Source organism: Halobacillus sp. A1 (genome assembly GCF_024189295.1).
In the GTDB taxonomy this organism is placed as follows: Bacteria; Bacillota; Bacilli; order Bacillales; family Halobacillaceae; genus Halobacillus_A.
Genome location: NZ_JAIZEN010000011.1, coordinates 49,292 through 73,244, shown reverse-complemented (window position 1 = coordinate 73,244; position 23,953 = coordinate 49,292). Strand labels below are relative to the sequence as shown.

The window sequence follows — 23,953 nt, the reverse complement described above, 5'->3', positions numbered from 1 at the left end:
TTGTTCCCTTTTAATCCCAAAATAAACGTCTTGAATCAAAGGAGGTCATGTAAATGAACATCATCGTCGTGTCGGATACCCATATGCCGAAAAAAGGAAAAAAGCTCCCTTTTCTTTTGCAGGAAGAAATGAAAAAGGCGGACTTAGTCATCCATGCGGGGGATTGGCAGACTCCTGATATATATGAGGAATTCCAGAAATTTGGTAATCTTTACGGTGTGTATGGGAATGTAGATGGGGAAGAGATGAAGCGGCTAGTCCCGAGGAGACAATTGCTGAATGTAGAAGGATATAAAATAGGTGTCGTTCATGGACATGGAGAAAAGAAAACGACGGAAAAACGTGCAGTAGCTGAATTTGAAGAGGATGAGGTGGATCTGATCATCTTTGGGCATTCCCACCTTCCTCTTCTAAAATTTTCGAAAAAAACAATGCTGTTCAATCCTGGTTCAGCTGCTGATAAACGCAGACTCCCTCATTATTCTTTTGGGAAAATCACGTTGAATCAAGGAATCACAGCTCAGCATATATTTTACGATTCATTAGACTGACAGTTTGGACAGTAATAGCAGCGACGCGATCCTGCTTTGAACTTCACGATTTCCGTTCCACATAATCGGCAGGGCAGTCCTTCCCGGTTGAACACCCAATGTCTGTATTGATATCGCTTGGCTCCTTCAGCTTTTAAGCGTTCAGCTAATGTAAGATCATTCGTAATGCCGTTATTTTCATAAGATCTCCACATAAGATCGATACAAGCATGTGCGGCTTTGGCGAGTTGTTCCTTTGTACAATCGATCGGACGCAGATCAGGATGAATTCCAGCGGAAAATAAAATTTCACTGCGCAGATAATTCCCGATCCCTGCGATTAACGTTTGATCGAGCAGCAAGGCTGTCCACTTTCTTCTGCGGAATTTGTCACTTTGGAAGCGGGAAATCAGATCCTCGGCAGTCACAGGTTCACTTAATAAATCAGGTCCCGCTTTTGCGATGAACGAATGGAAAGGGACTTCTTCATCGCGAAGCACTTCGATATCAGAAGCACTGTATAATAAGGCCGACTTTTTTTCATTATGAAGAGCTAATCTCAGCTGCCGATTCGTCTTAGGATAGTTATAGGCGTTTCGAATGTACCATTTTCCGTACAGCTGGTTGTGCGAATAAATGGTGTAGCCGTTCGTAAAATGGATGAGCATCGCTTTCCCTTTAGTTTTTACTTTTTCTATGGATGTGCCTTTTAATATACTTTCATAGTCTTTTAAGTGATCGAAAGCGAAGTAAAGGTCGTTCACAGGTCTTCCCGCTAGGGCTTTTTCGACTTGATCGGCGGCTCGTTTAATCTCTGGACCTTCTGGCATAATTGCTGAACTCCTTCTCAAGTAGTACTTTTCCAGGTACCCTGTATATAAGAAGTTAAATCCTTGGAGGGATTCATTTGTTTACATACGCTTTTTTAATCGTATCGTGGCTGACTCATATATTAGCCATTCTCATATGGAAGGATTATATCGCCTTCACTTTCGGGGCAGGGAATTCCATTACCCCGTTATTGTGGTTGTTAATTATAATCGAGACGATCGGTTTAACTTATTTCCTTTTATATCGTTTCCTGCAACATCGAATGGAAGGTGACGTGGAATAGTTACTGGGGCGAAAAATCAGCGATCTGCCATATGAATTCGGCGGATTGTTTTTTGATTGAGACTTTTAATGAATGACCAGGAGATTTATTTCCTAGAACAGGGAATCAGGAGTTTGTATTCAGAAAATCTATATATAGGATTGAAACCTTTTTCTTAGAAGATCGTTTAAATGAAGCTGTTAATAAATTTCTTTTAAATGTTTATCGGAAAGGGGGAGAGGTAATGGAAATTTTCTTGTTCAGTATCTTTTCGGCATTAATCATATACACCACGGTTCGTTCACTCATCAAGGTTTTTAATACAGCCTTAAAAAGAGATGAGATTACAAAACGAAAACATAGATTTTTGATTGCTATTTCTACTGTAACAGGATTTCTTATCGCAACACTATTACCTTTAGGATATCTTTCACTATTTGGATCCTAAGTTATTTTAGGAATAGAGACGGTGTGTTTAGTTTCCCGCAGCCCTGATTCACTCACCCAATCCTAATAAAAAGAAAGGCGCTCTCGCAATTAAGCGGGAGCGCCATATTTTTCAGGTATGAACCCTTTAATCAATATATCGGGTTCTTTTTTTATTCAAACTAGCTGTTCATAATCATTCCGCCATTAATGTGAATGAATTGGCCAGTAATATACGTGGAATCGTCAGAAGCTAACAGAACATAGCTGCCTACGTGTTCCACAGGCTGACCCGGACGGTTCATCGGCGTATCGGAACCGAACTGTTCCACTTTATCTTCAGAGAAAGTGGACGGAATCAACGGTGTCCATATCGGACCGGGTGCTACTCCATTGACGCGGATCCCTTTATCGACAAGCTGCTTCGCCATCGATCTTGTGAAAGCGACGACTGCCCCTTTCGTTGCCGTGTAATCGACAAGCTGTTCATTTCCCGTATACGGGTTAACGGAAGCTGTATTGATGATGGCACTTCCTTTTTTCAAATGTGGAAGAGCGGCTTTCGTTAAGTGGAACATAGAGTAGATATTCGTTTTAAACGTGCTTTCCAGCTGCTCCGTAGAGATGTTCATAATGTCATCCGTAGGGTGCTGTTCAGCTGCATTATTAACGAGAATATCCAATTTCCCTAGCTCATTCACGGTTTTTTCTACAGCATCACGACAAACAGATTCTTCCCCGACATCTCCAGGAATCAAAATCGCTCGTCGTCCTTCTGCTTCGATTTTCTCTTTCGTATATTCGGCATCTTCATGCTCATCAAGATAGGATATCGCAACGTCTGCTCCTTCTTTTGCATATCCAATGGCAACGGAGCGGCCGATGCCACTATCGCCGCCTGTAATAAGTGCTACTTTTCCTTTTAACTTGTTTCCACTGCGGTAATCCTCATCTGCCTGAAGCGGCAGCGGATCCATTTTATCTTCAAAACCAGGCTGTCTTTCCTGTTCCTGACCGGGCTGTCCTTGTGTTTGTCGATCCATTCGACTCATTTTAATTCCTCCTTACATTCTGTGCTGCTGATAAAATGATTTATTCCACCCTAGTAAAAATTTCAAACACTTTCACGTAAAAGAAAATTATTATACTAGAAAAAATATAAAAGAAATATTTGTAATAATAATTATAGGACTCATGAATATTCCCTTTGTTTATAAGGTGCTTTAGAACTAATGAAAACTCGGCTTCTGTAATAATAAGAGAAAATATTACCATTTTAAAAAGAAACCTTTCTAATATAGGTTTCAAGATCTCTCACATGGGAAGGAAGAATAAAAATAGCTTCTAAAAAAAGGTATTTTTTAAAGGGTGATGGAATGAGCGAAGAAGAAAAGGAAAACTCTCAATCCGAAGGTATGTTAGAGAAAATCGAAGGTGGTGTTAAGAAGACAGCCAGAGCCGTAAAGAATCAATGGCCCCGAGTTTCTCGTGTAGTGAAGAAAGCAGACGATCCCGTTGAAGCAAAAGAACATGCGGAAGAAGAAGTAAAAGATGAAATGGGCGATCAGATTCGTGAGCAGTTTAAGAAACAATTGCAATCGGAAGCTAATCAATTAACTGAGAACCTGCAAGAGAAGAAAGAAGAAAATGCTGAAAAAGTCCATGCAAAAGCTGAAGAGGCTCAGGAAAAAATGCAGGATGGCATGCTGGAGCTTAGAAAAAACCTCGCTTCTTTTAAAGAGTCAGGAAAAGAGCTGCAGGAAAAGATAGACGAAAACAAACCCTCAACCATGCGTACAAGCCATAATACGCTTAGAGGCGCACAGGATATAAAGGGTGTGTCGAATATTAAGAGTTACAATCATGTGAAAGGTCCTAAAGATGTCAAAGGGACAGCGGACATCAGAAGTTACAGTGATATGAAGGGTCCCAAAGATGTCAAAGGGATTGAAAATATTAAAACCTATTTTTAAAAATATGAGAGGAGAATCATTATGGCTATTCAAAAATCGACAGACAGTTCAAGCTTGGCTGAAGTAATTGACCGTATTCTGGATAAAGGGATTGTAATAGATGCGTTTGTTCGAATTAACGTTGTAGGAATTGAACTTATTACCGTAGAAGCGAGAGTCGTAGTAGCAAGTGTAGACACATGGCTTCGTTACGCGGAAGCAGTGGGGCTGCTTCGTGACGAAGTGGAAGAAGAAGGTCTGGGCGGACGTCTAGGAGAGCAGGAATCCTCTCCATCCAATTCCCAGGAAAACGAACGTGCCCAATTTAACATCTAGTAGTTAAGGGAGGGCTGGAGAAAAAGTCCAGCCCTCTTCAATATGCCGTTAGGAAGGTGAGGAAAAAGTCATGAAGATTATGGATAACGTTACGCAGTTTTTTAAAGAACATATCGCTCCGCCACATAAGATCATTTCTGTGAAAAAAAAGGAAGAGAATGAAGGCTGGAGAGTTCTTGTAGAAGTAATCGAAGAACGAGAATATATGCGCAGATACGCGCATGATGAAATGGTCGGCTTGTATGAAGTGACCGTCGATAATGATAAAGAAGTAACAGAATTCCACCGTATCAGTCTCAGGTTCAGAAGTGATCTTGAAGAGCAAGCCGAATAAAGTAGGGAGGGCAGAGAATGACGACTTTAAAGGACAGTACTAATAACCAGATCCAGCAGGATGTTTACAACGATCCCTATTTTAAAAGTTTGATTCAGCGGTCCTTACGATATTTAAAGACCGGATATCCTGTCCATTTCACCGGTCCCTCAGGAATAGGAAAAACCACACTTGCCCTCCACATTGCCAAACAGCGACAGCGGCCCGTATTGCTGATCAATGGAAACAAAGAGTTATCGAACGAAGATCTGATCGGGGCATATACAGGTTATAGGAGAAAGAAACTAAACGATAACTTCGTGCGCACCGTCCATAAAATCGAAGAAAATATCTCCGAGGAGTGGGTGCAAGGTCGTTTGTATGAAGCTGTAAAAGAAGGTTATACGGTGGTTTATGATGAGTTTACTCGTTCGCAGCCAGAAACGAATAACCTGTTTCTTTCCATTCTTGAGGAAAAAATTCTTCCTTTATATGGAACGAAGCGAACAGCCTCTTATATCGATGTTCATCCCGATTTCTCTATCATGTTTACAAGCAACCCGGCAGAATATGCGGGTGTCTATCAATCTCAGGATGCGTTACTGGATCGTATGGTGACTCTTCCGGTGGAGTATATGGACGAAGAAGCGGAAATCGCTATCGTTATACAAAAAACGAAAATCAGTAAATATAAAGCAAGAGCAATTGTTCAATTCGTCAATCGTGTCAGGGAGCTATGTGATAACGACATAGCAAGTCTGAGTTTACGCTCATCCCTTATGATTGCTCAGGTTGTGGAGAAGTACGACATCAAGGTCGACGGCAATGACGAAGAATTTCAGGATTTATGTATGGATATCACGTTATTTCCATTACGGTCATGTTCTGATGATTCCGAGTCGATCGATGATTTAAGAGATAAAATTTTAGCGGAATGCAGAGAAGTATAGGGGGAAACAAAGTGGAACAAGAAACAGGAATATACATTTTTTGCAGTATCCAGACACAGGAGAAAAAGGAATTCGGCACTATCCATTTTGAAGGAGAAGATCGTGAAACGTTTACGGTTCATTATGAGGATGCAGCTATGGTCGCTGCAGAAGTTCCTATGAAAATTTATCACCCGAATAAAGAGAACCTCATGCTTCATCAGCAGGTCATCTCAAACGTTATGGATAGAGAGGATACGGTAGTTCCTATCAGCTTCGGAAACGTATTTCATTCAACAGAAGATATTGAGGTTTTATTGAAGAACTTATATCCCCAATTATCTAAACTGTTCCCGCAGATTAAGAATAAAATCGAAGTCGGGTTAAAGGTCGTCGGGAAGAAGGATTGGCTGGAGAGCCAGATTTCAAAGGATTCCAAAGTTATGCAGAAGAAAAGCGAAGTATCGAAGAAATCTGAGGATGCCGGATATTTCGACCGTATGAAACTCGGGGAAATGGCCCAGAAGTTTTTCAAGTCGCTGCAGCAGGAGATCGAACAAGATATACACGCGCCTTTAGTGAAGTATTCAGATTCGGCCAAAGCGAATGATCCAATCGGTGAAAAAATGCTTCTCAATGGATCTTATCTTATCGATCGCAGTAAAGAAGAGCAATTTGACGTGAAAGTGAACGAACTGCACGAGAAATGGAAAGAAAAAGTCGACTTCAAATATACCGGGCCTTGGCCGGCATACAATTTCATTAATATTAAATTGAAAGTGGAGGAGAGCACATGATTCATAAATTATTCACTTTTCCCATCGACATGATTATAAATATTGGCGAGCACGTAAAGGAAGAAGTGGATAAAGAATTTTATGATCTCGAAACGATTCAAAAGAAGCTCATTCATTTACAAATGATGTATGAATTGGATGAAGTCTCAGAAGAAGTTTACAAGAAGCAAGAAGAAGAACTGCTGGCCAGATATGAAACAGCTAAGAAGCTGGAGATGGAGCAGTGGGAAGAATTAACCAAGCGGTAAAAATAGGGGAGTCTTACGATGAGTCAATTATTTTATTTATACGGAATGATTCAGACACGGGAAAATCAAACGAATCCTTTCTCCGAGTTAAAAGGAATAGACGGTGAGCATCGTCTGGACCTTTTGGAATACGGGGAATTATCAGCAGTATTCTGCCATGTTGATGAAGAAGAATTTGGTGAAGAGGTACTGGAAGAGAAAACGAATCAAATGGAGTGGGTGAAAGATAAAGCCTTTCATCACCATGAAATGCTTATGAAAATCCATGAGCAGGCGACGATCATTCCCATGAAGTTTTGCACGATTTATAAAACGGAGCAGAATCTTCGCACCATGATTGATTCCCACCAGCAGCAGATGGTGGACTTACTCAAACAATTAGATGGAAAAGAAGAGTGGAATTTGAAAATATATTGTGACCGCGACAAACTTTCTGAACAAGTCAGCGAGCACAATTTAAATATAAAGAAGAAAAAAGAAGAAATCGCTCAAATGTCAAAAGGGCGGCAGTATTTAGAATCCAGGAAAATCGATCAATATATCGATCAGGAAGTCGAAAAGGAACAAGAAGAATTCTCTTCTGAGTTCCATGACAAGCTTGATGAATTCAGCGTCAACAGCACGGTGAAGAAGAATTGGAACCGTGATGTGACGGGGAAAGATGAAGAAATGTGCTGGAACAGTGCCTACCTTGTCCCTTTAGATAAGGTGGAGAATTTCCTTGAGTTGGTGACAGAGGCAGAAAAAGCTCACGGGCAATCCGGCTGGATATTTGAAGCGACAGGACCTTGGCCGGCTTACCATTTTGCAAATTTATCATAAAGCGAGGCGTCAGCGATGTCCCATAGAGAAACCTATCAAAACAAAGAAATAGGATTGATCGATATTCTCGATACGGTTCTTGATAAAGGGGTCGCCATTAAAGGGGATCTGATTATCTCGATTGCCGGAATCGATTTAGTCTATCTTGATTTGCGTGTGCTCATCTCGGCCGTTGAAACGCTCGTTCAGTCGAATATGGATTCGGACAGCCTGACATCCAAACGTTTCGATCAAGAAAAGGAGGATTTGACCCATGTCACAGAGCAATCTTAAACACCAGCCCCCGCAAAGCGGAAGGATCAATCTTGATCCTGAAGGCGCTGAACAAGGATTGGCCCAGCTCGTTTTGACAGTTATTGAGCTGCTGCGCCAGCTGGTAGAACGCCATGCGATCCGCCGGGTAGACGGAGGGACTCTTACAGAAGAAGAAATCGAGAATCTTGGAGTGGCACTCATGAACCTGGAAGTGAAAATGGACGAGCTTAAGGATATTTTCGACTTGAAAGACGAAGATCTCAATATAGATTTAGGACCTCTTGGGAATCTACTATAAGAAAGGGGAATGACGACCATGACCATTGAACATTCTACGCGTGGAAATAGTATCGTAGACGTTTTGGAAACTGTACTGGATAAAGGTGTTGTCATCGCCGGAGATATCCGAGTAGGAATTGCCGATGTAGAGTTATTGACGATAAAAATCCGGCTGATTGTGGCTTCCGTTGATAAAGCTAAAGAAATCGGCATGGACTGGTGGGAAACAGATCCTTACCTAAACTCCAAAGCAGCGGAACAAAATACCGAGCAGTTAGAGAAAGAAAACAAAGAATTGCAAAAGCGTATCGAACAATTAGAAAAAAATATGAATCCATCTAATAACAATAGATTCGTATAAAATAAAAAGGAGTGTTGACTATGGGAGATGAAAACAAAAGAAGTACACTGAACCGTGCAATAATTGGAGGACTTTTAGGGACGGCTGCAGGGATGATGATCCGTTCCAAAGATTCAGATTCAAGTAACGAAAAGAAAACGACGTTGAATTCAGATTCAGACACCACTCAGGAAACAGAAGGCTCCAGCTTAAAAGAAAGAGGGAAAGCGATTGGCAGTAAAGCGAGTGCTGGTGTGGCAAGTGTAAAAGATAAAACAAGAAGTGCTGCCAGCAAAACGAAGGAAACGACTTCAAATGCTGCTGGCAAGCTGAAAAGAAATAAAAACCAGGATGAAGAAGAATACGACTACGAGGAAGAAGAAGAACAAGAAGAAAAGCCAAAAAGCAAAAGAGCCAGATTAAAAAATGCAGCCGGCAAACTGAAAAGAAATAAGAATCAAGACGAAGAAGAAGAAGAGTACGACGATGAGGAAGAAGAGCAGGAAGAAAAACCGAAAAGCAAAAGAACAAAAGTAAAAAACGCAGCCGGCAAGCTGAGAAGAAATAAGAATCAAGACGAAGAAGAAGAGTACGATGATGAGTCCGAAGAAGAAGATGATGAAGCACAGCAGGAAGCGGCGGCAACCGCTGAAGCTGAATCAGCAGTAGCAGAAGAAGATGTAGAACTAAAAGATCCTAAGGAACAAGAAGAAGCTGCTGATGACAGCGAAGATGAAGAAAAAGAGGAAGAGCAAGAAGAAGAACAACAACCACAGAAAAAAGCAGAGCAGCCAAAAGAAGAAAAGAAAGCTTCAAAAGCATCAGCTTCTAAGTCGACAACAACGAAGAAAAAATCTGGTTCTAAACCTAAAAAAAATAATGCCGATATTGTCCCAATGGACAATCAGGGAAGTGAGTCGGAACAAGAAGACAATGAGCCTTCTGCCGGTTCATCTCAGTCTGATCAATCCGAGGAAAAAGGTTCATCTAAAGGTAAAACGACAATTGTTAATGATGATGATACTTCAAAATAATAAGCCGGCACTCTAGAAAAATATAATTTTGTAAATTAAAGAATAGGGAGGATCGACTATGGATGATTTATTGATTTCTTTTATTAAAGCAGCAAATAACCATGATTTTTCGTTGGATATCACTTTGAATGTCAATGGAGCACTGGTTACAGGCACGACAATATCAGCAGAAGAGTATTTGGATTCTCTATCCCAAAAGTTTGGAGACGGAAATGAGGTGTCTAAGGCCCTCGGCGAAAACCTTTCAGAAGCCAGCAAGTCGGCTAAAGACGCTTCTAACGGAGATGTGTCCTATATTCATTTGAAGAACGCTCAAGTCTACAATGGAGACGAGCAGCCTACTCCATCGGATGGGAAATTCTATTGGCGAGGCAGCCTGGACAAAGTGGATGGCTTCTTCTTAGGAAAGATATCTGCAGAAGGATAAGACGCAGTTCTAAAGTGGCGGGACAACCCGCTTCTTTTTTTGTGTTCTTTACCCTTGAAAAGTGGTAGGTTATAAGGAGTTGATTACTTATGAATCTCCTATTAAGAAGGGGGTGGCTCTATTTATCCTTATCTGCTTATGATTTGTGTCGTCTTTATGTATGCGGGAAACATCCTGGTCGGAAAGGCGCTGAACGACCTGCCGCCAATGACGATCACCTTTGTTCGTCTAGCTGTGGCGTTCATTGTTCTCTTTCCGATCGGCTATCGAAGTGTTTGGAGAAACAAAACGGTATTCTTAGCTAACAAAATGCCGGTCTTCGTATTGGCCTTATCAGGCATCACTTTATTCAATACATCAATCTACGGGGCTCTGCAGTTTACGACCTCTGCGAACGTCGCCATTCTCGAGTCTGCTATCCCCGCTGTCACAGTAATCTTAAGCGTACTTATCTTAAAAGAAAAAGTCATGAAGGTGCAATGGATCGGAGTCGTCCTGTCACTTTTTGGAGCCGTATGGGTCATCATAGAAGGCAAACTTCTTCAGCTCGCTGCTTTAGAATGGAACATCGGTGATTTTATAATGATCAGTGCTATTCTATCGTGGGCAGTATATTCACTGTTCGTGAAGCTTCATATGTTCAAATTCCCTCCGTATGCCGTTGTACTCGTCATCACCGGGATAGGGTTAGTCCTGCTTTTTCCTGCCGTGGTAGTGGAATGGTGGATGACAGGTGTTCCTTCCATCGATAAGCCCGGTCATTTCATTGGATTATTGTATTTAGGTATTTTTCCTTCATTTATCGCTCTGATCTTATATAATAGGGCTGTAGGCCTGCTCGGCGCATCGAAAGCCTCAATTTTCCTCAACTTTCTCCCTGTAGTAACTATGGCAGGGGCAGCATTGTGGCTTGGAGAGCGTATCACCTGGATGCATATCTTTGGTACAATTATTGTGATATCAGGCGTTTTATTAACGACTCAGGGGGGTAAATCTATCGTAAGAAAAGAAAAAGTTATACCAGAATAATTCATTTTAAATTTGACGTTTGGCCGTACTGTATTAGGGTATCTTTTACATAACAAGGAGGAATGATGGGAATGTCCTTAACATCGATTAGTTTATTAATTATCGCCGTTTCTTTTGCACTCATAGCTATATTTGTAGTGAAAGTATTAGTGGCGGCTTCCAGCACAATGAAAAATGTAGCTGGCACATTAGAAAGTGTAGAAAGCAAGATGGACGGAATTACAAAAGAATCGGAATTATTATTACAAAAATCGAACTCTTTAGCGGACGATGTTCAGCATAAGAGTGAATCATTAAATAGTCTCTTTAATTCTTTAAATAACGTTGGAGCGTCAGTAGGCAACATGAGTGAGTCTATGAACCAATTGTCGGCCAGTGTCTCCAGGACTTCAGAAAAGCATTCCGATGACTTGGCGAAGTTCATGAAGTGGGGAGATACGGCAATCAATATGTATACGAAATACAAATTAAGAAAACAGACTTTCGAGGGTCGCGCACCCAACCACGATACGAAGTAATCAATCTAAAATGAAAAGAGGTTAAAACTATGGATTATTTAGGAATTGGTGTATTAATCATTGGCATCGTATTTGCCATTGTTTCAATTTTTCTTATAAAGACGCTTAACAATTTGGCTAATGTATTAAAAGGTGTGGATCGTACAGTTGAGAAGCTTCCAGATCAGCTGGACGGGGTCATGTCGCAAACCACAGATGTTCTTCATACGAGTAACGACACTTTAGCCGATGTGAATGAAAAGATCAAAGCGCTCAGTCCTCTATTTTACATGGTAGGAGATATCGGAGAGTCTTCACGTAAGCTGACGTCTTCTCTCGTTGATGTAACGAAATCAATGAAACAGAACACGTCAACAGGCGAAACGAAAGTGAAAGAAAGAGATGTTAGTGGTCTATACGGCGCAGTTGCTTTAGGATACTACCTCACGCAAAAACGTAAAGCCCTTAAAGAAGCGGCTGCTGCGGGCAAAACATCATGAGTGAAACGGTGAAAGAACGTAAACAGTCCCAGCCTCTCAGTACGGGAGCCGCTCTATTTTTGGGGTTTATAGGAGGTGCCCTGCTTCGTTCTAAAGCAGCACCGGACGATCCTTCCATACGTAAAACCTCTAAAGAGTATGTGAAGAATAAGTACCAGCAGAAGATGGATCATTTGAATGAAACGGGAAGACAAAGGTATGAAAAGATCCAAGTGAAAAAACAGGCGTTGAAATCAGAAGCCAGGAAAGATGCAGTCACACGAAATTAAAATCTAATGATTCTTTACTAAAAGAATCGAAAGGGGAACCATCATGCCAAACGAACAACTGAACCAACGAAGTCAACAAACGGAATCACAAAAAGGAAAGCTTTCTCTTGCCATTACAGTAGGAGCTCTAGTCGGAGGAATCCTTGTCCTGGCGAGAAATGATAATGCTCGTACTCGTTTAAAAGAAACTTCAGCTACTACTAAAAACTCTGTAAGTCAATATGTTTCAGACGTGAAAGCTGATCCGTCAGGTGCAAAAAATGACCTTGTGGATCGTATTCAAAAAACAGCTTCCATTACGAAAGAAGCTCTTAATAAGATTCAGGAAATTTTGGATACTCAAGGAAAAGATATTGCAGAAAAAGCACAAGAGGTCAAAGACGAATCTCAAGATATCGTCTCTACGGCTAAAGACGCAGGAGAAGAATTGAAGGAGGTTGGCGATAAGGTTAAAGAAGCGAAAGATGAGCTGACGGATTCTGCAGAGGATGAAGCAGCAGCCACTACTAGCCCGTCCACAACAAGTAAAGATGACGATGATGACATCAATGATCCTACCGTAGCTAAAGGCCCGGTAAACTAAATAATACAAGCATAAAGCAGCCAGAGGATCCCTTCTGGCTGCTTTTTATGTGAAATATTCTAATGTCGCTTCAGGAAAATGCTTTTCAATGTACCCGCCGAGAGTATCTTTCATATCCTGCTGCTCATCTTTTTTGTACACATATTTCCCGATCCCGTAACGTCCCCACTTGTACTGACGTTTCTCTTCATCCATTTCAAGCTTTGTCATAGGGTAGTTTTTTTGGATGGTACGCTTGGCCGGCTGTGTAAATCGATGCTGAATGAGTTCGAACGTCAAGTCTTTCGTCGCGTACGCAGGCAGTTTATCTTCCAGCTTTTCAAACAGGATTCTATATCCTTCCTTCCAATCTTCGTACAGATAAATCGGAGCGATGATGAAGCCAAGCGGGTACCCGGCTTCTGCTACTTTAGCGGCTGCTTCGATTCTTTCATCAAGACGAGAAGTGCCTGGCTCCAGGTATTTAATAACATAATCCGCATTTAAACTGAAGCGGAACCTTGTCCTTCCCTTATGTTCAGCATCCAGTAAATGATCGACATGTGCGAATTTGGTAACGAAACGAAGGCGTCCGTGATCAGATTTGCCGAAGTATTCAATCGCATGTTTCAGCGTATGAGTTAAATGATCGACACCCACAATATCAGATGTACAAGAAGCTTCAAAACGGGTTTCCTCTGGTGCTCTCTCCTTCATGTACTGTTCAGCCGAATCAAAGATTTCATCGACATTAACGTACGTGCGGATATACGGTTTGCTCCCCATCGTCGTCTGCAAGTAACAGTAATGGCAGTGCCCCATACATCCAGTAGCAAAAGGAATCGCATATTCGGCAGAAGGCTTGGAAGTATCGAATTTCAGCGTTTTTCGAATACCTACGACTAATGTCGATTTCGCCACACGATATTTTTGAAAGTCATTGTCTCCTGGTAAATTTCTTACTTGGTTATGGGACGTCGTTTCCCGTATTTCAATATTCATTTTTTCGAACTTGTTTTTTAATTCTTTTCCTAGAGGATATTCAAGTGCGCGTGGTTCAATATATACGAGTTGCGGTACGAAGGGTTTTACCACTCCAGTCCCTCCTCATGAGTGGAACCGAAACTTTGCTCATAAGCCATTTCAGCTTCTGCTTGCGAAGTGTACACAGCAATATCGGAATCCAGTGGGAAATAAGTTTCGTATAAAAATAAAGCGAGTTGTCCTTCGTGTTCGGGATGGTGAACGACTGCCGCTTCTTGTATGTTCGCAACGTTGTAAGTGTGGGGATTTCGGTAGATGACGTATACGATATCCCCGGCTTGATAGCCTGAATAATTAGCTTCCATATGCTCCCGCCTCTTCTTTTGATTAGTGCTCTCATTGTTCCACTAGTCGCAAAAAATATGTATGGTTTAATTTGTTCTAATAATATTGAATTACATATTCTAATATTATAGAATATAAAGAAATACATGTGGAGGAGTGGTTCTATGAACGTTATTCAGTCAAATTTTAAAAGACGAGAAACGTATCACGTCACGATCAAGCATTCCATATTATTCGAATGTGCGCTTGGCATCGCCGCCATAACGAATAAGCCCCTGCTTGACACACTTGAGAAAAAGGACTGGCCAACAGCCAGCTTCAGCCCGGCATTAATGCAGGAGCTCGGCACGGTAGAAAAAAATAATACGTGGAAATCCCTTCTTCAGCTCTTACATCAGGAATCCTTCCAAACCCTTCAGCAATTTACAGATTTTATTGACCATTTACCAGAGGAACAGCTTAAATTCATCTGTCTTCCTTACTTAGGAGAATCTCTTCAAGAGAAGCGTGCGGAGGCTTCTAAAGGACAGGACCAGTCCATCCACTATTTGAAAAAAGAAGTCGAGGATCATCCATTTTTTGCTGAATATATCAGCTATATCTCAAGTATTGACCCGTTAAAGCTTAAAACCCATCTTCAGACTGTCATGAATGAATGGTATAAAGCGGTCATTCAGCCTGAGGAACAGACCGCTGTTTTAGAACGGGATCATCGTGCAAAAGAAAAGATGCTCGCAGAAATGGAGCCGGAAGCTTTTATCGAATGGGCGACAGGCGGTATCCAGTATCCGGCGGAACCTAGTGTCTATCGAGTTCTATTAATCCCTCACATGACGTACAGACCGTGGAACGTAGAAGCTGACTTAGAAGGAACGAAAGTATTTTATTATCCCGTCTCAAACGACAGCTTACATTCAAATGACCCTTATACCCCGGATCAATTTGTCGTACAGAAATACAAGGCACTGGGTGATGAAGTAAGGTTGAAGATCATCAAATACTTATTTGAGCAGGAGAGGACGCTTCAAGAGCTTACCGGTCTTCTGGAAATGGGGAAATCGACGATCCATCACCACTTGAAAATGCTGAAGGCAGCGAGGATTGTAGAGTCGAGGCACTCAACGTATCGACTGAAAAAGCAGACGATCGACATGATGGGGGCAGAACTGGAACAGTTCTTAGGCCGGAAATGATAACAAACGCCCGGCCACAGGATGTTCAGCGCCCACCGGAATGGAAAAAGAATTACCCTGCTTTCCGCTTTATTGGAGGAAATGTGATTTCCTTTTTCGGAGACCAGATTTATTTACTTGCTTTACCTCTCATCGTTTTCGCATTAACCGGATCTCCCCTGGCCATGGGGGTTATCGCTTTTTTAGAGCGGCTTCCTATTCTTTTGCAGCCTTTCCTTGGAGCAGCCGTAGACCGATTGGACCGTAAACGAATTCTTCTCTATTGTGATGCTGGGCGAGGAATTACCGCCGGACTGATCGGAGGACTGTTTATCATCGATCAATTGATGCTCTGGCAATTGTACGGGGCGGCATTAGTGATGGGGTTTTTCACACAGCTGTATAATACGTCGCAGTTCGCTTCGATTCCGTCCTTAGTCCGGGAAATCGATTTAGAAAGAGCAAATTCTGTAAATACCGGACTTTTCCAGACCGCCGTTATGCTAGGACCGGCGGCTGGCGGGCTGATCGTAAGCTTGTATCATCCTGGTTACGCATTATTGATCAACAGTTTAAGTTTTTTCCTGGCGTGGATGGCAGTGAAAACGTTACCATTAATACATACAAACATTAGAGAAAGCAAACAGAGATTATGGCAGGATGTGAAAGAGGGGTTCGTTTATGTCTATCAGATAAAACCAATTCTATATACGAATTTGGCTATGATGGTGTCGATATTTGGGACGACTCTTTTTCTGACGATGTTGGTTTTTCATTTAAAGGGGACGGTCGAACTGACGGCATCAGAAATTGGCGTCCTGCTTTCTGTCGGAGGGGGAGCTGCCATAATCGGCGCACTGATCACCGCGGCTTTACGAAAAAGGTGGAGCTACCAGCGGATATTATTCACGGCTTCGTCGTTCGGTGGATTATCAATTATCGGATTCAGCATGACTTCCTCTTTTTCAGGATTGGTGATTATGAATGCAGCGGGAACGTTTGCCGCTTCCGTTCAAAGTCCTTGTATCGTAACGGTCCGGCAGAAGCTGACACCTCAAAGGTTATTAGGAAGAGTCCAGGCGACGAGCCGTTTGATCAGCTGGGTGTCTATGCCTGCCGCTGCTCTGCTTGCTGGATTAATTGCCGAGGAGTTCAGCACGACTTATACGATCCTGCTCGGCGGGATCGTTGCGACAGCAGCCTCCCTCTTTTATTTACACCCGTCCTTGTCCCGTATTTTTGTGAGGAAAATGTGAGGATTGGTTGATATTCCTTTTAAAAAAAGCGGAGAAATGTCTACAATGGGGAGTAGATAACAGCAGAGAAACTTTTACAAGGAGAAAATCGTCTATGAATATAACACACGCAACTTTGCAAGAAATTAAAGGAGTTCTTCCTCATATTGGGGAATCCTTACAGGAAGGCTCCCGCGGGTTCTATCAGATAGGGAAAGACCAGGCTTCGAAAATGATGCAGGACGTGCTCGATGAAGATGGCCAAATCCAGATCGCAAAAGATGGGGAGACCATTATCGGCTGGGTCCTGTATGGCCAGCAAAAAGACAGTTTCACCGGAGAAGATATCGGTTTTATTTATGATTTGTTCGTCATGCATGAGTACCGGGGACAGGGAATCGCAAAGTCGCTCATGGAGAATGCGATGACCGAGCTGAAGCTTCAAGGCATGAATTCTGTGAGGCTCGTCGTCTACGCAGGCAATTATGCGAAAGAATTATATGAGAAGCTGGGCTTTTCCGATAACCGTACGGTCATGAGTAAAAAGCTATAAAAACTTCCATTTTTTAAGGAGAGGAGGATTTCTTGGACTTTGTAATCATAATAGTAATCTACGTCCTCTTTTGGATCATCCTTCTCCTCTCCGGCTTTTTCATTATTAAACAGCGAGTGTCTGACCGGAAAGAACGAGGGAAGGACCTCTCGGAAGAAGTGAATCGCCTGAGCGAACGAGTGAAGGTCCTGGAGCAGGGGCGATCGGATGAAAAGTAAAGGGAGATGACACGATGCACCCCATTTTGAATCAGATCGGCACGACATTCATCCCGGTTAAAAACATTGAGCAGGCTCGGGATTGGTATTGTGATTTGCTTGGCGTTCCAAATGATGAAGAAATTACAGCGGGCCATCTTTATATTTTACCGATGCAAGGAACAGGAATTGTGTTAGACAGCAAAATTTATTCAAAAGAAGCCATTTATAAAATTCCTGCTTTTCACTTTGATACGACTGATATTAAGGCAGCTTATGAGTATATGCGGCAAAAAGATGTCGATATCGTTTCTAAGATTGAACATGATCATTGGTTTACCTTTAAAGACCCAGACGGCAATCTACTTATGGTGTGTGAGTGCTGATGAAATATAAAAAACCTGTAATTAAGCAATTAGCCGAAATGACATTCGTCGGGTTCAGAGTCCAATGCGAAGGCTCCCGTTACATACACGAAATACCGAAGGCCTCTGCTGAACTAGACCGTCGGAAAAATGAAATTGCACATTTGGTTTCCCCTCTTGAGCAATTCGGGGCTTTTGTAGTTGATGAAGAGACCGCGGAGGAAGAGGGGTATTGGGTAGGGTTTCCTGTTCACACGTTGGATAAAATCCCTGAAGGAATGGTTTCCCTTACAATTCCTGATCAGACCTATGCATCTTTACCTATCGCAGGTAACAACGAACAAATCGTCCCCGCCTACGAATTTTTACAGCAGTGGATGGAAAAGCATGGCTATCCCCGCTTATTAAATAAATGGCACGTAGAGAAGTATACGAAGTGGGGCAGCGCGGATTATGTGGAAGTCGAGCTGCTGGATACGACTGAGACTGAACACAAGCATTAGACCAATTTGCTATAAAAAGCCATTGGATCATCTGAAATGAGTGGAGGAGGAAACGTATGAATATAGTAGCTATCAGCCTAATAGCTTTGATCGCTATATTCTTTATTGCAAAAACACAGGAGTTAGAGAAAAAAGTGAAGCGGCTGGACCAAACGGTGAGACAGTTAAGCGAGCAAGTAGATCTCCCAGAACCCCCTATAAACGAAGAGCTTCGAAGGTTAGTCCGTGAAGGAAAAGATGTCCAGGCCGTAAAACGCGCCCGCCAGGAATTCGGTTATTCCTTATTAGAAGCCAAAGAATATGTAGATTCTTTATAGATTAGAAAGAAATTTGTCTCCGATTTGTTTAAGAATATGATGCACGGAGGGAAGGATGGAGAGCTGAAGATGGTTTCATCCCCCCTGATCTTGGAAATGGTGAGACTCCTGCAGGAAAGGATAGACTAGCTAGACCGCGATAGCTCGAGGAGGCTTGCCGTCTTCCCCGCGGAAAGCAAGTCATTTCCAAGACCCCATTTCTCTAAGTGGAAATAATGAAACCATCCTTTCAGGTCAGGGAGTTTAGATGTAATGTCGAAATATGTCTTAATATTTTATACATGCATAATGAGCTATGAATTTCCTGCATAAATCAGCTGTTGAAGGAGCGATCTTTCAAATATTCGGTTCACTTAATACTTTTGATAGGCAAAATATGATAAAATAGATTTAGAGTTAAAAGGCATACGTACGCGCAGCAGCATGATAGCCTGCGGCGTTTTTTTCTATTGGATATAAAGATTATGTTTCACGTGGAACAAAATAATTCGTGTGCTTGATTGATCGTAAAAAGGTGGTGTGTGATCGTGTTACATCCTTTTAGCCGTTTGTTCGGTCTGGGGGACAAGCCGGATCCTGAAAATAATGATCATCCTGAAAAGGAGATCGAAGAAGAATATACGTCCGATGAGGTTATCCAGGTTCCTGTTGATAGCATTCAGCCGAACCGATATCAGCCAAGATCTATATTTAACGATGAAAAAATCAGTGAACTTGCCCAGACGCTACACACACATGGGATGATTCAACCGATTGTCTTACGTAGATTAAATGAAGAGCAATTTGAAATAATCGCAGGGGAACGCAGATGGCGTGCCGTCCAGACGCTCGGATGGGAGTATATTTCTGCGATTATCCGCGATATGGACGATGCCCAGACTGCATCTGTCGCATTAATCGAAAACCTTCAGCGTGAAGAATTGACGGTGATTGAAGAAGCGACAGCTTATGCTAGATTGCTTGAGATTCACGAATTGACGCAGGAGGCTTTGGCTCAGCGTTTAGGCAAGAGTCAATCGACCGTGGCTAATAAATTACGGTTGCTCAAACTTCCTCAATCGGTCCAGCAGGCCGTGATGAACAAAGAAATTACCGAACGCCACGCAAGAGCCCTGATCGCTCTTCGAGATGCAGAGCGCCAGGAGAAGCTGCTTCACGAAATCATTGAGAAACAGCTCAATGTGAAACAGACGGAAGAACGGATCAACAAAATGAACGATTCGACACCTAAGAAGAAAAAGGCGACATTAAAAGGCGTAAACAAAGACATGAGAATTGCCATGAATACGATTCGTCAATCTCTTGATATGGTGACCGATACGGGTGTCGATTTAGAAACGAATGAAGAAGATCATGAAGATTATTATCAATTCACGATCAGAATACCGAAGAAAAAACAATAGCTTCAACTCGTTCACCCATCTTAAGACGACATGAGATGGGTGTTTTTAAAAATATCGTATGTTAAAAGGCAGGTGACAGCATGGGTAAAGTGATTTCCATTGCCAACCAAAAAGGGGGTGTAGGGAAAACCACAACCGCTGTGAATTTAAGTGCATGCCTAGCTTACTTGAATCATAAAGTACTGCTCGTGGACATTGACCCGCAAGGTAATGCGACGAGTGGAGTAGGTGTAGAGAAAGGTTCCATCAACCAATGCATTTATGATGTATTAATCGATAGTGTAAGTGCTGAGGATGTGCGCACGTCCACATTGGTAGAAAACTTAGATGCCATCCCGGCAACCATCCAATTGGCCGGAGCCGAAATAGAGCTTGTTCCTACAATTTCAAGGGAAGTCCGGCTTAAGAAGGCAATTGATGAAGTGAAGGACAGCTATGATTATGTGATCATCGACTGCCCGCCTTCTCTTGGGTTATTGACCATCAACTCATTGACGGCCTCAGATTCCGTTTTGATCCCTGTTCAATGTGAGTACTATGCTTTAGAAGGTTTGAGTCAATTGTTGAATACGATTCGGATTGTGCAGAAGCATTTGAATAAGGAACTGATGATTGAAGGGGTGTTACTGACGATGCTGGACGCCCGGACGAACTTAGGGATGCAAGTCATCGAAGAGGTGAAAAAGTATTTTCAGGAAAGGGTCTATCAATCTATCATTCCTCGTAACGTCCGTTTAAGCGAAGCACCTAGTCATGGGAAGCCGATTATTTTATATGATGCGAAGTCACGAGGTGCAGAAGTTTATTTAGATCTAGCGAAGGAAGTGGTGACAAATGGCGAAAGGGTTAGGTAAAGGGCTGGATTCAATTTTTACCGACTCTCATGCAAGAGATGCCGAAGAGCTTGCAGAAGTGAAGGTGCAGGAATGCAGGCCCAATCCTTATCAACCTCGAAAACATTTTACGGCGTCCGCAATCGAAGAGCTGGCCCAGTCGATCAAAGAGCATGGGGTCCTGCAGCCGTTGATTGTTCGTAAAAGCATCAAAGGCTATGAAATCGTAGCAGGAGAACGACGATTCCGTGCGGCATCCCAGGCAGGATTGGAGTACATCCCGGTCATTGTCCGGCAGATGTCGGATAATGAAATGATGGAGGTCGCTTTGCTGGAAAACCTGCAGCGTGAAAACCTCACGCCTATAGAAGAAGCTCAAGCTTACCAGAACCTCATCAAGGAACTCGGAATCACTCAGGAAGAGCTTTCTCAACGTCTCGGAAAAAGCAGATCCCATATTGCGAACTTAGTGAGACTCCTCAACCTTTCACCAGAAGTGATGAGGAAGATCAATGAAGGAACGTTATCGATGGGTCATGGACGGGCAATATTAGGTTTGAAGGATAAAGACCAGCTTCCTGCGGTCCTGCAAAGAATCGAAAAGGATCAATTAAATGTAAGACAAGTGGAAAAGCTGATATTGGATTATAATGAACGGAAACCGAAGAGAAAAAAACCGTCCGTGGAAAAAGACATTTTCCTCAAAGAGAGGGAAGCGACGCTTAAAGAACGGCTCGGAACAGACGTAACCATTCATAAAGGAAAGAAAAAAGGGAAAATCGAGATTGAATTTTTCGATGACGAAGACCTTGAACGGATTTTAGGCTGGATGGATCATAAATAAGACCTAAGAGACCTGGCAGGTGCTGACCGGGTCTTTTTACTTGAGTGGATGGAATAGGAGAGGTCGTCATGGTTTTATTAGGTACAATAGTAAATGGCATCTGTATCGTGCTCGGTACGTTGCTTGGACTCATTTTTACGAGAATTCCTGAGAGGTTCAAGGAAACCGTCATGAGCGGCGTAGGCCTCGCCGTACTGCTGATAGGGATTCAAATGGCTTTAGAAACGGATAATATCGTCATTGTGCTGCTCAGTATTTTAAGCGGCGCTATCCTTGGGGAGCTTCTGCATTTAGAAGAAAGACTGGAATACATAGGACGCTGGATTGAAGGGAAGTTTGTTAAACCGGAACGAAATTCTACCATTGCGCAAGGCTTCATCACAGCATCTCTCATGTTTGTCATAGGCGCAATGTCTGTCATTGGAGCACTGGACGGCGGATTGAGGAACGATCATGAAATCCTGATTACAAAAGCCGTCATCGATGGGTTTGTGGCGCTGGTCCTCACGTCAACCTTAGGCATCGGCGTGTTGTTTTCTGTTATTCCTGTTGTGCTGTATGAAGGTTCGATCGCTTTACTGGCGACTCAAATTAACCGCTGGGTTCCTCAGGACATGCTTGATTTTTTCATTGTAGAAATGACGGCTACAGGCGGTCTGTTAATTGTAGCGCTCGGGCTCAACCTGTTGAAGATTACGAGAATCCGTGTCGCTAACCTGCTCCCGGCATTACTGATGGTAGGGGTGGTCGTTTATGCTGCTCAATGGTTTTAAAAAGGTCCACGGAAACAAGAAACAGCAGCGATGTCATCGTTGCTGTTTTTTCGTGGCGGCTAAGAAATCTCTATAGGGCTCATGGGCTTCGCGCTCGTTCAACCTTTTCGTTTCTGTGAGGCGCAGGGCGGCAGCGATTTTGGCAGCCATGCTCATGACGATATGGAGTCTCGTATTCTGCAGGACGACATATTCCATAAATCCGCCGACGTTCACCATTCCGCTAATATGATAATCTCCAACATCCGGGAGGTCCTTTTTCAAAGCTGCCCCGGGACTTAAAGATCCCTGGCCGAGAACGACTGATCCTATCGACGATTTTTTTCCAAGGCAAGCATCAATAGCTAACACCAGAGGCTTTGAATGCAGTCGGTTAATCGCTTTAATGGTATCGTGTAAATTCAAAGCGTGGACAGGCTCTTCTAATGTTCCGTACACGTGGATGGTTTTTAAGGGCTGGTCACGAAGCATCGAACCGACTAATGGACCTAGCGCATCCCCTGTTGAACGATCAGTACCTATACAAATGACAATGACATCTTTTTGGTTAGGGAGCCATTGGTTGAGACATTCGCTCAATTGTTCGCTCATGAGGGGATCATCTGTATGAAACCGCTGTTCATCTTTTGAAAACATGTCCTTCCTATTCATAGCTTCTCCTCCACACACATATTAGTAACAGTATATAAGAGTGGACGAGTTTCTATACGTGACAAATACATAGGGCGAGGAGCGATTCCCTTGGTTTCAGGGATAAAGTGGATGTTCTTAATTGTAGGTACGATGATTGGTGCTGGCTACGCTTCCGGAAGAGAGTTATGGCAGTTCTTTGGCTATGACAGCAGTTTGGCGATCCTGTTATTTACGGTGATGTTCATCATCTGCTGTTTATCGATCATGAGTATCAGCTTCAAGCAGCAGTCTGGCGATTATTTATCTGTCCTGCGTACGATTGTAGGCAAGCATCTCACGGGGGTATATGATTGGATGATAATCATCTATCTATTTACGACTACGGTCGTTATGCTGGCCGGCAGCGGGGCGACGTGGGAGGCGTTCCACCTTTCATACAGGCTCGGTGTATTGGCGATCGCCATCCCGCTGATTTTACTATTCGTCTGGGATATAAAAGGGATTGTTACGGTGAACAGTCTCGTGCTGCCGCTGTTGATTTCAGGACTGCTGTTCATATTGATTGTGTTCATCTCAGATCAGAACCTTTCCTTGTTCAGCCACGTTACAGAAACGGATAATTGGAAAGCTGCTTTTCCTTTTACAGCCTTGAATGTCCTGCCGCTGATCGCTGTGCTTGGAGCAATCGGGAACCGGATGAGGAGCAGGAAAGAAGTGTGGGTCGCAAGTGTAGGAAGCGGCTTAATCTTAGGAGTGGTTTCCTTTTTATACAATAATAGTCTGATTCAAATTTCTGATGAAATCCTTGTCTATGAAATTCCGTTATTTGCAATTCTCCAGCATTATCCTTATGGAATGATGGTGTTCATGTCCATAATGATGTGGATCGCCATTTTCACAACGGCGGCTTCAGGCACGTTAGGGCTCGTCACCCGTTTTCGCAGCTACTGGAAACAGCCGCTCTGGATGGTAGCTTTCGCCGTCGTCGCTCTCATGCTTCCCTTTACGTCTTTTGGTTTTTCTACATTAATAGAATACTTGTATCCTCTATATGGATTACTCAACTTATACGTTTTATCATCATTATTAATTTATCCTTTGACCCAGCGATTCAAAATCAGTTAAAAACCTGTTAAAATATATCTCATACTATGAGAG

The 23,953-nt window shown here is 42.7% G+C and carries 37 protein-coding genes; 32 read left to right on the top strand and 5 right to left on the bottom strand.

Translation table 11 applies throughout. From position 1 onward, the window contains the following. The first annotated feature begins 53 nt into the window (after positions 1-53). Entirely contained in the window at positions 54-551 is a 498-nt protein-coding gene (locus tag LF817_RS12775; protein WP_253936208.1) for a metallophosphoesterase family protein, read from the top strand. Here LF817_RS12775 and nei read toward each other — a convergent pair. After that, positions 533-1,360 (bottom strand): endonuclease VIII, encoded by an 828-nt coding sequence (nei, locus tag LF817_RS12770; RefSeq protein WP_253936207.1) that lies wholly within the window; start codon positions 1,358-1,360, stop codon positions 533-535. The genes LF817_RS12775 and nei overlap by 19 nt on opposite strands. A gap of 77 nt (positions 1,361-1,437) precedes the next feature. On the opposite strand from nei, the gene LF817_RS12765 reads away from it, so the two are divergent. Together LF817_RS12765 and LF817_RS12760 are read left to right on the top strand one after the other, a co-directional pair. After that, entirely contained in the window at positions 1,438-1,644 is a 207-nt protein-coding gene (locus LF817_RS12765) for a hypothetical protein (protein WP_253936206.1), read from the top strand. A gap of 223 nt (positions 1,645-1,867) precedes the next feature. After that, complete coding sequence (locus LF817_RS12760; protein ID WP_253936205.1) at positions 1,868-2,071, top strand: hypothetical protein; 204 nt, start codon at positions 1,868-1,870, stop codon at positions 2,069-2,071. Between the two features lie 160 nt (positions 2,072-2,231). Here the strand turns inward: LF817_RS12760 and LF817_RS12755 are convergent, their stop codons facing one another. Beyond that, a complete protein-coding gene (locus tag LF817_RS12755) occupies positions 2,232-3,101 on the bottom strand; it encodes an SDR family oxidoreductase (protein WP_253936204.1) in 870 nt (289 codons plus the stop codon). Between the two features lie 324 nt (positions 3,102-3,425). Between LF817_RS12755 and gvpQ the strand changes: the two genes are divergently transcribed. The 17 genes from gvpQ to LF817_RS12670 all read left to right on the top strand — a co-directional run bounded on the left by gvpQ (position 3,426) and on the right by LF817_RS12670 (position 12,659). Continuing rightward, entirely contained in the window at positions 3,426-4,022 is a 597-nt protein-coding gene (gene gvpQ, locus LF817_RS12750) for a gas vesicle protein GvpQ (protein WP_253936203.1), read from the top strand. 21 nt (positions 4,023-4,043) lie between these two features. Further along, positions 4,044-4,337, top strand: coding sequence for a gas vesicle structural protein GvpA (gene gvpA, locus LF817_RS12745; RefSeq protein ID WP_253936202.1), 294 nt, complete (start codon positions 4,044-4,046; stop codon positions 4,335-4,337). 70 nt (positions 4,338-4,407) lie between these two features. Continuing rightward, positions 4,408-4,671: a gas vesicle protein GvpO gene (gene gvpO / locus LF817_RS12740; RefSeq protein ID WP_253936201.1), complete on the top strand. Its 264-nt coding sequence runs from the start codon at positions 4,408-4,410 to the stop codon at positions 4,669-4,671. A gap of 17 nt (positions 4,672-4,688) precedes the next feature. After that, the gene (gene gvpN, locus LF817_RS12735) at positions 4,689-5,600 is read left to right on the top strand and encodes a gas vesicle protein GvpN (RefSeq protein WP_253936200.1); all 912 of its coding nucleotides are present in this window, start codon (positions 4,689-4,691) and stop codon (positions 5,598-5,600) included. Beyond that, positions 5,585-6,376, top strand: a complete 792-nt coding sequence (locus tag LF817_RS12730) for a GvpL/GvpF family gas vesicle protein (protein ID WP_371925051.1) — start codon at positions 5,585-5,587, stop codon at positions 6,374-6,376. Before gvpN ends, LF817_RS12730 begins: the two co-directional genes overlap by 16 nt. After that, a complete protein-coding gene (locus LF817_RS12725) occupies positions 6,373-6,624 on the top strand; it encodes a gas vesicle protein GvpG (RefSeq protein ID WP_253936198.1) in 252 nt (83 codons plus the stop codon). The genes LF817_RS12730 and LF817_RS12725 overlap by 4 nt, the downstream gene beginning before the upstream one ends. Before the next feature lie 18 nt (positions 6,625-6,642). Further along, the gene (locus tag LF817_RS12720; RefSeq protein ID WP_253936197.1) at positions 6,643-7,446 is read left to right on the top strand and encodes a GvpL/GvpF family gas vesicle protein; all 804 of its coding nucleotides are present in this window, start codon (positions 6,643-6,645) and stop codon (positions 7,444-7,446) included. A gap of 15 nt (positions 7,447-7,461) precedes the next feature. Continuing rightward, a complete protein-coding gene (locus LF817_RS12715; RefSeq protein ID WP_253936196.1) occupies positions 7,462-7,719 on the top strand; it encodes a gas vesicle protein in 258 nt (85 codons plus the stop codon). Then, complete coding sequence (locus tag LF817_RS12710) at positions 7,700-7,999, top strand: gas vesicle protein K (protein WP_253936195.1); 300 nt, start codon at positions 7,700-7,702, stop codon at positions 7,997-7,999. Before LF817_RS12715 ends, LF817_RS12710 begins: the two co-directional genes overlap by 20 nt. 18 nt (positions 8,000-8,017) lie before the next feature. Further along, on the top strand, positions 8,018-8,341 hold the full coding sequence (locus tag LF817_RS12705) for a gas vesicle protein (protein WP_253936194.1): 324 nt from the start codon (positions 8,018-8,020) through the stop codon (positions 8,339-8,341). 20 nt (positions 8,342-8,361) lie between these two features. Next, entirely contained in the window at positions 8,362-9,354 is a 993-nt protein-coding gene (locus tag LF817_RS12700) for a hypothetical protein (RefSeq protein ID WP_253936193.1), read from the top strand. A 58-nt stretch (positions 9,355-9,412) separates the two neighbouring features. Next, positions 9,413-9,781 (top strand): gas vesicle accessory protein GvpU, encoded by a 369-nt coding sequence (gene gvpU / locus LF817_RS12695; RefSeq protein ID WP_253936192.1) that lies wholly within the window; start codon positions 9,413-9,415, stop codon positions 9,779-9,781. A gap of 138 nt (positions 9,782-9,919) precedes the next feature. Then, positions 9,920-10,810: a DMT family transporter gene (locus LF817_RS12690; RefSeq protein ID WP_256558303.1), complete on the top strand. Its 891-nt coding sequence runs from the start codon at positions 9,920-9,922 to the stop codon at positions 10,808-10,810. Positions 10,811-10,881: 71 nt separating this feature from the next. Next, on the top strand, positions 10,882-11,328 hold the full coding sequence (locus tag LF817_RS12685; protein WP_253936190.1) for a DUF948 domain-containing protein: 447 nt from the start codon (positions 10,882-10,884) through the stop codon (positions 11,326-11,328). Between the two features lie 29 nt (positions 11,329-11,357). Continuing rightward, positions 11,358-11,807 (top strand): DUF948 domain-containing protein, encoded by a 450-nt coding sequence (locus LF817_RS12680; RefSeq protein ID WP_253936189.1) that lies wholly within the window; start codon positions 11,358-11,360, stop codon positions 11,805-11,807. After that, positions 11,804-12,076 carry a hypothetical protein gene (locus LF817_RS12675; protein ID WP_253936188.1) on the top strand — a complete coding sequence of 91 codons (273 nt, stop codon included), beginning with the start codon at positions 11,804-11,806 and terminating at the stop codon, positions 12,074-12,076. Before LF817_RS12680 ends, LF817_RS12675 begins: the two co-directional genes overlap by 4 nt. Positions 12,077-12,119: 43 nt before the next feature. After that, the gene (locus LF817_RS12670) at positions 12,120-12,659 is read left to right on the top strand and encodes a YtxH domain-containing protein (protein WP_253936187.1); all 540 of its coding nucleotides are present in this window, start codon (positions 12,120-12,122) and stop codon (positions 12,657-12,659) included. A 45-nt stretch (positions 12,660-12,704) separates the two neighbouring features. Here LF817_RS12670 and splB read toward each other — a convergent pair whose 3' ends face one another. Both splB and LF817_RS12660 read right to left on the bottom strand, forming a co-directional pair. Next, the gene (gene splB / locus LF817_RS12665; RefSeq protein WP_253936186.1) at positions 12,705-13,733 is read right to left on the bottom strand and encodes a spore photoproduct lyase; all 1,029 of its coding nucleotides are present in this window, start codon (positions 13,731-13,733) and stop codon (positions 12,705-12,707) included. Then, positions 13,727-13,987 (bottom strand): transcriptional regulator SplA domain-containing protein, encoded by a 261-nt coding sequence (locus tag LF817_RS12660; RefSeq protein ID WP_253936185.1) that lies wholly within the window; start codon positions 13,985-13,987, stop codon positions 13,727-13,729. Before LF817_RS12660 ends, splB begins: the two co-directional genes overlap by 7 nt. 144 nt (positions 13,988-14,131) lie before the next feature. Here LF817_RS12660 and LF817_RS12655 point away from each other — a divergent pair, with 144 nt between their 5' ends. From LF817_RS12655 to LF817_RS12605, 11 genes are all read left to right on the top strand, one after another. Further along, positions 14,132-15,160, top strand: a complete 1,029-nt coding sequence (locus LF817_RS12655) for an ArsR/SmtB family transcription factor (RefSeq protein ID WP_253936184.1) — start codon at positions 14,132-14,134, stop codon at positions 15,158-15,160. Beyond that, the gene (locus tag LF817_RS12650) at positions 15,157-16,395 is read left to right on the top strand and encodes an MFS transporter (protein ID WP_253936183.1); all 1,239 of its coding nucleotides are present in this window, start codon (positions 15,157-15,159) and stop codon (positions 16,393-16,395) included. The genes LF817_RS12655 and LF817_RS12650 overlap by 4 nt, the downstream gene beginning before the upstream one ends. Before the next feature lie 94 nt (positions 16,396-16,489). Continuing rightward, a complete protein-coding gene (locus LF817_RS12645; protein ID WP_253936182.1) occupies positions 16,490-16,927 on the top strand; it encodes a GNAT family N-acetyltransferase in 438 nt (145 codons plus the stop codon). Positions 16,928-16,959: 32 nt separating this feature from the next. Continuing rightward, positions 16,960-17,145, top strand: a complete 186-nt coding sequence (locus LF817_RS12640) for a hypothetical protein (RefSeq protein ID WP_253936181.1) — start codon at positions 16,960-16,962, stop codon at positions 17,143-17,145. A 14-nt stretch (positions 17,146-17,159) separates the two neighbouring features. Then, a complete protein-coding gene (locus LF817_RS12635; RefSeq protein WP_253936180.1) occupies positions 17,160-17,510 on the top strand; it encodes a VOC family protein in 351 nt (116 codons plus the stop codon). After that, a complete protein-coding gene (locus tag LF817_RS12630) occupies positions 17,510-17,992 on the top strand; it encodes a GyrI-like domain-containing protein (RefSeq protein WP_253936179.1) in 483 nt (160 codons plus the stop codon). The genes LF817_RS12635 and LF817_RS12630 overlap by 1 nt, the downstream gene beginning before the upstream one ends. A gap of 56 nt (positions 17,993-18,048) precedes the next feature. Next, complete coding sequence (locus tag LF817_RS12625) at positions 18,049-18,309, top strand: hypothetical protein (protein WP_253936178.1); 261 nt, start codon at positions 18,049-18,051, stop codon at positions 18,307-18,309. 527 nt (positions 18,310-18,836) lie between these two features. Further along, positions 18,837-19,712, top strand: coding sequence for a nucleoid occlusion protein (noc, locus tag LF817_RS12620; RefSeq protein WP_253936177.1), 876 nt, complete (start codon positions 18,837-18,839; stop codon positions 19,710-19,712). 80 nt (positions 19,713-19,792) lie between these two features. Then, positions 19,793-20,566: a ParA family protein gene (locus LF817_RS12615; protein WP_253936176.1), complete on the top strand. Its 774-nt coding sequence runs from the start codon at positions 19,793-19,795 to the stop codon at positions 20,564-20,566. Beyond that, entirely contained in the window at positions 20,547-21,389 is an 843-nt protein-coding gene (locus LF817_RS12610; protein ID WP_253936175.1) for a ParB/RepB/Spo0J family partition protein, read from the top strand. Before LF817_RS12615 ends, LF817_RS12610 begins: the two co-directional genes overlap by 20 nt. Before the next feature lie 68 nt (positions 21,390-21,457). Next, entirely contained in the window at positions 21,458-22,162 is a 705-nt protein-coding gene (locus LF817_RS12605) for a DUF554 domain-containing protein (RefSeq protein ID WP_253936174.1), read from the top strand. A 33-nt stretch (positions 22,163-22,195) separates the two neighbouring features. Here LF817_RS12605 and yyaC read toward each other — a convergent pair whose 3' ends face one another. Beyond that, positions 22,196-22,813 (bottom strand): spore protease YyaC, encoded by a 618-nt coding sequence (gene yyaC, locus LF817_RS12600; RefSeq protein WP_253936173.1) that lies wholly within the window; start codon positions 22,811-22,813, stop codon positions 22,196-22,198. Between the two features lie 111 nt (positions 22,814-22,924). Between yyaC and LF817_RS12595 the strand changes: the two genes are divergently transcribed. Next, positions 22,925-23,920, top strand: a complete 996-nt coding sequence (locus LF817_RS12595; RefSeq protein WP_253936258.1) for a YkvI family membrane protein — start codon at positions 22,925-22,927, stop codon at positions 23,918-23,920. Positions 23,921-23,953: the final 33 nt, after the last annotated feature.

Coding starts and splice junctions, on each gene's coding strand:
- gvpO (WP_253936201.1), top strand. CDS start 4,408: ATGAAGATTATGGATAACGTTACGCAGTTTTTTAAAGAACATATCGCT.
- gvpU (WP_253936192.1), top strand. CDS start 9,413: ATGGATGATTTATTGATTTCTTTTATTAAAGCAGCAAATAACCATGAT.
- LF817_RS12775 (WP_253936208.1), top strand. CDS start 54: ATGAACATCATCGTCGTGTCGGATACCCATATGCCGAAAAAAGGAAAA.
- LF817_RS12700 (WP_253936193.1), top strand. CDS start 8,362: ATGGGAGATGAAAACAAAAGAAGTACACTGAACCGTGCAATAATTGGA.
- LF817_RS12595 (WP_253936258.1), top strand. CDS start 22,925: ATGTTCTTAATTGTAGGTACGATGATTGGTGCTGGCTACGCTTCCGGA.
- nei (WP_253936207.1), bottom strand. CDS start 1,360: ATGCCAGAAGGTCCAGAGATTAAACGAGCCGCCGATCAAGTCGAAAAA.
- LF817_RS12680 (WP_253936189.1), top strand. CDS start 11,358: ATGGATTATTTAGGAATTGGTGTATTAATCATTGGCATCGTATTTGCC.
- LF817_RS12710 (WP_253936195.1), top strand. CDS start 7,700: ATGTCACAGAGCAATCTTAAACACCAGCCCCCGCAAAGCGGAAGGATC.
- LF817_RS12625 (WP_253936178.1), top strand. CDS start 18,049: ATGAATATAGTAGCTATCAGCCTAATAGCTTTGATCGCTATATTCTTT.
- LF817_RS12615 (WP_253936176.1), top strand. CDS start 19,793: ATGGGTAAAGTGATTTCCATTGCCAACCAAAAAGGGGGTGTAGGGAAA.
- LF817_RS12690 (WP_256558303.1), top strand. CDS start 9,920: ATGATTTGTGTCGTCTTTATGTATGCGGGAAACATCCTGGTCGGAAAG.
- LF817_RS12670 (WP_253936187.1), top strand. CDS start 12,120: ATGCCAAACGAACAACTGAACCAACGAAGTCAACAAACGGAATCACAA.
- LF817_RS12715 (WP_253936196.1), top strand. CDS start 7,462: ATGTCCCATAGAGAAACCTATCAAAACAAAGAAATAGGATTGATCGAT.
- gvpA (WP_253936202.1), top strand. CDS start 4,044: ATGGCTATTCAAAAATCGACAGACAGTTCAAGCTTGGCTGAAGTAATT.
- LF817_RS12705 (WP_253936194.1), top strand. CDS start 8,018: ATGACCATTGAACATTCTACGCGTGGAAATAGTATCGTAGACGTTTTG.
- yyaC (WP_253936173.1), bottom strand. CDS start 22,813: ATGAATAGGAAGGACATGTTTTCAAAAGATGAACAGCGGTTTCATACA.
- LF817_RS12675 (WP_253936188.1), top strand. CDS start 11,804: ATGAGTGAAACGGTGAAAGAACGTAAACAGTCCCAGCCTCTCAGTACG.
- gvpN (WP_253936200.1), top strand. CDS start 4,689: ATGACGACTTTAAAGGACAGTACTAATAACCAGATCCAGCAGGATGTT.
- gvpQ (WP_253936203.1), top strand. CDS start 3,426: ATGAGCGAAGAAGAAAAGGAAAACTCTCAATCCGAAGGTATGTTAGAG.
- LF817_RS12725 (WP_253936198.1), top strand. CDS start 6,373: ATGATTCATAAATTATTCACTTTTCCCATCGACATGATTATAAATATT.
- LF817_RS12720 (WP_253936197.1), top strand. CDS start 6,643: ATGAGTCAATTATTTTATTTATACGGAATGATTCAGACACGGGAAAAT.
- LF817_RS12635 (WP_253936180.1), top strand. CDS start 17,160: ATGCACCCCATTTTGAATCAGATCGGCACGACATTCATCCCGGTTAAA.
- LF817_RS12610 (WP_253936175.1), top strand. CDS start 20,547: ATGGCGAAAGGGTTAGGTAAAGGGCTGGATTCAATTTTTACCGACTCT.
- LF817_RS12760 (WP_253936205.1), top strand. CDS start 1,868: ATGGAAATTTTCTTGTTCAGTATCTTTTCGGCATTAATCATATACACC.
- LF817_RS12755 (WP_253936204.1), bottom strand. CDS start 3,101: ATGAGTCGAATGGATCGACAAACACAAGGACAGCCCGGTCAGGAACAG.
- LF817_RS12730 (WP_371925051.1), top strand. CDS start 5,585: ATGCAGAGAAGTATAGGGGGAAACAAAGTGGAACAAGAAACAGGAATA.
- LF817_RS12605 (WP_253936174.1), top strand. CDS start 21,458: ATGGTTTTATTAGGTACAATAGTAAATGGCATCTGTATCGTGCTCGGT.
- LF817_RS12630 (WP_253936179.1), top strand. CDS start 17,510: ATGAAATATAAAAAACCTGTAATTAAGCAATTAGCCGAAATGACATTC.
- LF817_RS12685 (WP_253936190.1), top strand. CDS start 10,882: ATGTCCTTAACATCGATTAGTTTATTAATTATCGCCGTTTCTTTTGCA.
- LF817_RS12660 (WP_253936185.1), bottom strand. CDS start 13,987: ATGGAAGCTAATTATTCAGGCTATCAAGCCGGGGATATCGTATACGTC.
- LF817_RS12655 (WP_253936184.1), top strand. CDS start 14,132: ATGAACGTTATTCAGTCAAATTTTAAAAGACGAGAAACGTATCACGTC.
- LF817_RS12650 (WP_253936183.1), top strand. CDS start 15,157: ATGATAACAAACGCCCGGCCACAGGATGTTCAGCGCCCACCGGAATGG.
- LF817_RS12645 (WP_253936182.1), top strand. CDS start 16,490: ATGAATATAACACACGCAACTTTGCAAGAAATTAAAGGAGTTCTTCCT.